This is a genomic window from Paenisporosarcina sp. TG20 (genome assembly GCF_000286315.1).
Lineage (GTDB): Bacteria > Bacillota > Bacilli > Bacillales_A > Planococcaceae > Paenisporosarcina.
In genome coordinates this window covers 1-5,416 of sequence record NZ_ALJG01000147.1, presented here as the reverse complement: position 1 = coordinate 5,416, position 5,416 = coordinate 1, and the positions used below count along the sequence as shown (strand labels likewise).

General features: G+C 35.6%; 3 protein-coding genes and 1 riboswitch. All 3 genes read right to left on the bottom strand.

Annotation, left to right across the window (positions count from 1 at the left end):
• Nucleotides 1-363 precede the first annotated feature (363 nt).
• The 3 genes from B371_RS23295 to B371_RS0101855 all read right to left on the bottom strand — a co-directional run bounded on the left by B371_RS23295 (nucleotide 364) and on the right by B371_RS0101855 (nucleotide 5,123).
• Nucleotides 364-1,443: a DUF5667 domain-containing protein gene (locus B371_RS23295; protein ID WP_019412620.1), complete on the bottom strand. Its 1,080-nt coding sequence runs from the start codon at nucleotides 1,441-1,443 to the stop codon at nucleotides 364-366.
• Between the two features lie 83 nt (nucleotides 1,444-1,526).
• Nucleotides 1,527-1,611, bottom strand: a riboswitch (cyclic di-GMP riboswitch).
• 227 nt (nucleotides 1,612-1,838) lie between these two features.
• Nucleotides 1,839-3,452 carry a M20/M25/M40 family metallo-hydrolase gene (locus B371_RS0101860; protein WP_019412619.1) on the bottom strand — a complete coding sequence of 538 codons (1,614 nt, stop codon included), beginning with the start codon at nucleotides 3,450-3,452 and terminating at the stop codon, nucleotides 1,839-1,841.
• Between the two features lie 480 nt (nucleotides 3,453-3,932).
• Nucleotides 3,933-5,123 (bottom strand): aminotransferase class I/II-fold pyridoxal phosphate-dependent enzyme, encoded by a 1,191-nt coding sequence (locus tag B371_RS0101855; RefSeq protein WP_019412618.1) that lies wholly within the window; start codon nucleotides 5,121-5,123, stop codon nucleotides 3,933-3,935.
• Nucleotides 5,124-5,416 lie beyond the last annotated feature (293 nt).

Sequence of the window (5,416 nt, the reverse complement as noted above, 5' to 3'; positions counted from 1 at the left end):
TGGGCGTTTCTAGCCTGTCACGGGAATTCTATGAATAATTCAGGTTTAAGATTTAACGATAAAATATCCTGTTTTTATTGCTTTCTTTAGGACAAATCTGTGGTTTTTATATCTAAGGAAACTACAGATTCAACTCTGTTGGCGGCGTACAACTAATTGACACCAAGTTTCAGTTCATTGGTTATAGTTTTAGTTAATTAGAGATACAATTTTGGCGGAATTTTCTTCCTTAAAGTTTTATAGTTTTAATTTCTAAACTTGTTTTATAAGTAAATTTTCTCAACATAAAAAAAGAGCCATAAACCATTTAGGTTTATAGCTCCTTTTCTGTTGTATGTTGATAATTACTTAGACTGGTAATAATTATTTTTTCCCTTTTTGCCCCTTGTCATTGCTTTCTTGTTCTTCTTCATCTTCTTCTACTTCTTCTTCTTCTTCTTCTTCTTCATCTTTTGATTTCTTTCCTTTTGCTTCAGCAGCTTTCTCTTCTGCTTCTTGACGTTTTTCTTCAGCTTTTTCTGCTGCTTGTTCTTTAGATTCTTTAGCTTTTTCTGGTGCTTTTTCTTTAGCTTCTTTAGCTTTTTTAGACGCTTCTTGTTTTTTTGTTTCAGCTATGGCTATACCTTCTAAAGATTTCGTGCTGCCTTGTGTGTCAGGAGTTTCAGTTGATTCATCAGTTTCTACTTCTTCAACTTCTTCGTCATCAGTTGTGATTAAACCTTCTTCAGTTGCAACTTCTTCTGAATCAAATTCTGTTTCAGCAACTTCGACTTCCTCTTCTTCTTCGGTAGCTACTTCATTAAGTTTAATATCAAGTCTTTCTTGATCTTTTAACACATTTTTCGCTAGTGCTTCTTTAGCTTTTGGATTTCCTACCTTTTCTAAAGCTACTTGTAACGCTAGAAGGTTAGAAGTAAATTTAGACTCTAGTTCGGTATGTTTAGATTCTTCATTCTCTTCTTCAATTACTTCTTCTGTTGCCTCTTCCTCATTTATTTCTTCCGTTATTCCATCTTCCATACTACTTTCCTCAGCAGTACCATCTTCAAGACTTTCTTCATATGCTGTTAACGCTTCTTCTTGTTGATTAATTGCTAGTTGAAAAACTTCATTTGCCAATTCTTCTTCGCCTTGTTCAAGTAACTCTATTGCTTCCAAAGTACGTTCTGTTGTATAACCAATTAATAATTCAACTTCTTTCAAGTCGTCAAACGTTAAAGCCAGCATGATATTTTCCTGTAGTGTTTTAAAGAAATAGAAAAAATCTCCAGGCAATAATACAGGCTCTTCTAAAACTTCTTCAATTTCTTTTGCAGAATCACTCTGATCTGTAGCTTCATCTGTATTAGCAAATGAAGGATTAACCCCTACTATGAATACCAAAAGCGCAACCATCATGGGTGCGAGCAAAACAATTCGTACTTTTTCTTTAAAAATCGACATAAAAAAACTCCTCTCTTCTATAAAAATAGAATTACAGGAAGAATAGTGATTCAAACTAAAAATCAAGTTTTTATCCATTATTCTTCGGCAGTTCAGCCACCATAACCAATAGGCGTTAGGTCTGAAACTTTGCGTATTCATCTTTCGAAGAATTTGCCTTTTTCGAAGACAACTAACGTATCAAGCTACGCTAGTCCTTATCATAGATAATTATACATTATCAGAATAATTAAAACTATGTTATTTTTAATATTTATTCGTTTTATAATAGAAAATAGAAAAGACCCTAAATCCTTAAAGGATAGGTCCTTTTTCTATTTGTATATAAAATCAGATTTAGCACTGTATAGAGGTCATAGACATTCTCTTTTACTAGAGTAAATCCTTTGTTACCATCAAATCTTTTCTATTAACACTTTTTTGAATAAGTTTTCAAGTATTTGTGGTAGTTCGACAAAGGCACTTTGAATTTGTAAACGCTCGGTACGTTTGTGAGCGTCTTTTCCAAAAGGACCGACGTTTAAAACTGGAGCTTTAAGTTCACTCATTCCATCGAATGGAATAGAGTATGTCTCCCCCCAGACAGGCGTGTTGACTTCGAAAACTTGCCATCCACCTCTGTTGTCTTCGTAGTTTACATAACTTAAATCGGAAATACCGTTAAAGTAATGGATACGTTCGATAGTTTGATTAAACTCCGAAGCACCAAAGGTTTTTACAAATTCAACACACTCTTGTACTAATGGGTTTTCACTTGAGTTCACTGCCGGGTAATATGGTGGAGCGAATAATACAATTATTGTCGGTGCTAATTCTTGGCAATGAATCATCAAAGTATCGATAATACGGAATGATTTTTCACGATCATCCAATTCAACAATATTCAGCACATTATTCCTTACTATATCCACATAATCTGAACCCAGTTTTTCGACTGCGTACTTTAATAGTTTTTCATACCTCAATACTTGGATTTCCCCTATAGGCTCTACACCTTCACGTGAGCAGACTTTTTGGTAACTTGCATTACATTCTTCTGCTGCTTCATTTGCCACTTGTTCAAATAATGTCATTACATCAGCTGCATTACGTTCCATTAAGAACACATTATATAATGCCGAAGCTCGATAAGGCGTTTGAGCTGAATACTCCATTTTTAAATCTTTTTGGTGAATGGTAACAGGCAACGGCGCTTTCTCACCACGAACGACTTCTTGGAATAGTGGGTTAAACTCCATTCGTTGTGATAAATAAGAAGCAATGTAATTAGCGGACAACCCACTAAGAGGTTGACCAACATGCGTTTCCATTCCGTAGAAAAAGGCAGATGGCATAATTTTACCAATTGACCCTGTATACATATAATACTTATCGTCACCAGGTTTTTGAGCAAAGACTGGTTCACTATTTAGAAAAAGTTTATACGTGAGTTTATGTTGTGTTCGTAATTCGATTAATTTAGTCACTGCACACCTCATGCCTGCACTGTTGGCTTCTTCATCAGGAACCGTAAGTAAAATGAGATTTATTGGCCATTGTTCTTGGCTTGCTTTTTCAATCAAGCTCATGTGGAGAACAAGTCCCATTTTCATATCCATCGTACCGCGACCAAATAAATAATTACCCGATTCTAAGTCCTTACAAGCATCATCGGGTAATTCATCTCTTTTTTCATACAATGCTTTCGTCAACATTTCAGGATCAAAAACTAAAGCTTCTAAATCTCCGTATTCTTCCGTATTGACCGTGTCAAAATGACTGATTAATACAATGGTTTCGTTAGCTTTTGGATGTTTATACATTGCTGTTAGAAACTTTCTCCCATAGTCAACATCTGTTAATTCGATTTGATCCAAGTGATTTTGAAAGTATGGAATATCCTGTAATTTCGATTGGATTTTGTACGGGAATTCTCGTTCACCTTCCGAAAGAGTCATACTCCTCCAACTAACTACTTCATTTAATAATGTTCGAAGTGCATCTGGCGTGGACCACATAAGTTCTGTCATAGTGTTACTCCCCCTAATTTTAAATTACCTTGAAAGCCTGCCGCGTCTAAAGTTGCATATGGGAAGTATTTAGTCAAAAATATTGTTACTTAAATCGAATGTCATAATACGGACATTTAAAAAACCATGATGAATAGAGACTTTCATGATTATTTAAATACTGAATGAAATTGCCAAATAAGTATTAAGTTGTTTTAATAAACGGTCTGTATTCAAATGATTAATGAATTATTATGGCTGTATTTGTGGAGAACCTACGAGAGGCTTTTTCATCAAGATATCGAGGATAGATGGATATCAAATACGGATATGCAATTGATAAAGTTAGCAAACCAAAACAAGCTTTCTTTTTCTATAAAAGCATAGAGCATTTCACCGGTCTGTTAATGGGTTTCTACATTGCTGCCATTATCAGAGTTTGGAGATGCTCTATTTTCTTGCCATTTCACATTAAAATCTGCAAGAGCTCAGGATTTTAAATCACTTACTTGTATTCGCTGTAGTTGACTGCTGAGATCTTATGCTTTCAATATAAGATTCCAAGCGGTCCATTCCTTTTATTAACACAGGCATCGCATATGCATATGAGATTCGCATGAATCCTTCACCATACTTACTAAAGGCACTACCAGGGACACAAGCGACACCGCCTTCTTTTAACAGTTTTGTAGCAAAGTCAAACGAACTAAATCCGAACTCTTTAATAGAAGGAAAAATGTAAAACGCACCGTTTGGTTTTACAACTTCAAGCCCCATCTCGATTAATCGGTTGTAGACATAATCACGTCTCGCAATATACTCTTTGTTCATTTCTGCAGGTACATGGCGGTTGTTTGATAAAGCTTCAATCGCTGCATACTGGCTTGGTAAAGATGCACAAATAGAATTATATAAATGAACTTTAAGAACATGTTGCATAATCTCTTGTGGTCCTAAAACATACCCTATTCTCCAACCCGTCATAGAATGGGATTTTGACAAACCATGTAGAAGAAATAATTGGTCTCTTATTTTTTCATATGATGCAAATGATTTATGATTTCCCTCAAATGTATTTTCACTGTAAATCTCATCGGAGATTATGTAAACTTCTTTCTCTGCCAAAACATCTACTAATGCATCCATTTGGGTAGGTGAAATAATAACACCGGTTGGGTTAGAAGGAAAGTTAAATAAAACAGCTTTTGTTTTATCGGTAATTAAAGAACTTAGTCTTTCAGCTGAAGGTTGAAACTCTGTATCAGTTGTATCAAGGTATACTACTTTCGCACCGCATAGATTTATAATCGCTTCATAAGAAGAGTAAAGTGGAGCAGGTAAAATAACTTCATCATCTTCTTCAAGAATGGTTCGAAATAGAGTATCTATCGCTTCACTAGCTCCATTGGTTACAATAATTTCAGTATCAGGGTTGTAGGAAAAACCATATGTGTCATTAAAAAAGGAATTAATTGCAATTCGTAAATCTACTATCCCCGCGTTATGAGAGTAACCTGTTAAGTTATTTTCAATCGCTGCAATAGCTGCTTTTTTTACTGCATCAGGTGTTGGGAAATCTGGTTGTCCAATTGTTAAATTGACAGCGTCCGGATAATCTACCAATTGATTTGCGAATTGACGTATTCCCGGTACAATTAAGTTTCTTGAACGTTCATTGATTGATAATGACATAATTCTCCTACCCTTCTCTGGCTAAATATTACTTCATCAAACTAGGCAACCACACTGACACTCCCACCGCTAAAGCAGTGGGGTTCTGTTTGAAAACGGTTTCTTTCAATCGGACACCACGCCACCTCGTAGGTTGCTGGAATAGGAATTGAACACTGACCATCACAATAAGAACGTTCGCAGCGAAAGCAACCTCTGTTGCCACCAGGACTGCATCTCAAACCTTCGGTCTCGGGTGTGTCAACCCGCAAAAACAAACATCTATTTTTCAGACAACGAAAGCTGTCTTTTTG

Bases quoted from the DNA above. Each gene is read 5' to 3' on its own strand.
- B371_RS23295 (WP_019412620.1), bottom strand. From the start codon at position 1,443: ATGTCGATTTTTAAAGAAAAAGTACGAATTGTTTTGCTCGCACCCATG.
- B371_RS0101860 (WP_019412619.1), bottom strand. From the start codon at position 3,452: ATGACAGAACTTATGTGGTCCACGCCAGATGCACTTCGAACATTATTA.
- B371_RS0101855 (WP_019412618.1), bottom strand. From the start codon at position 5,123: ATGTCATTATCAATCAATGAACGTTCAAGAAACTTAATTGTACCGGGA.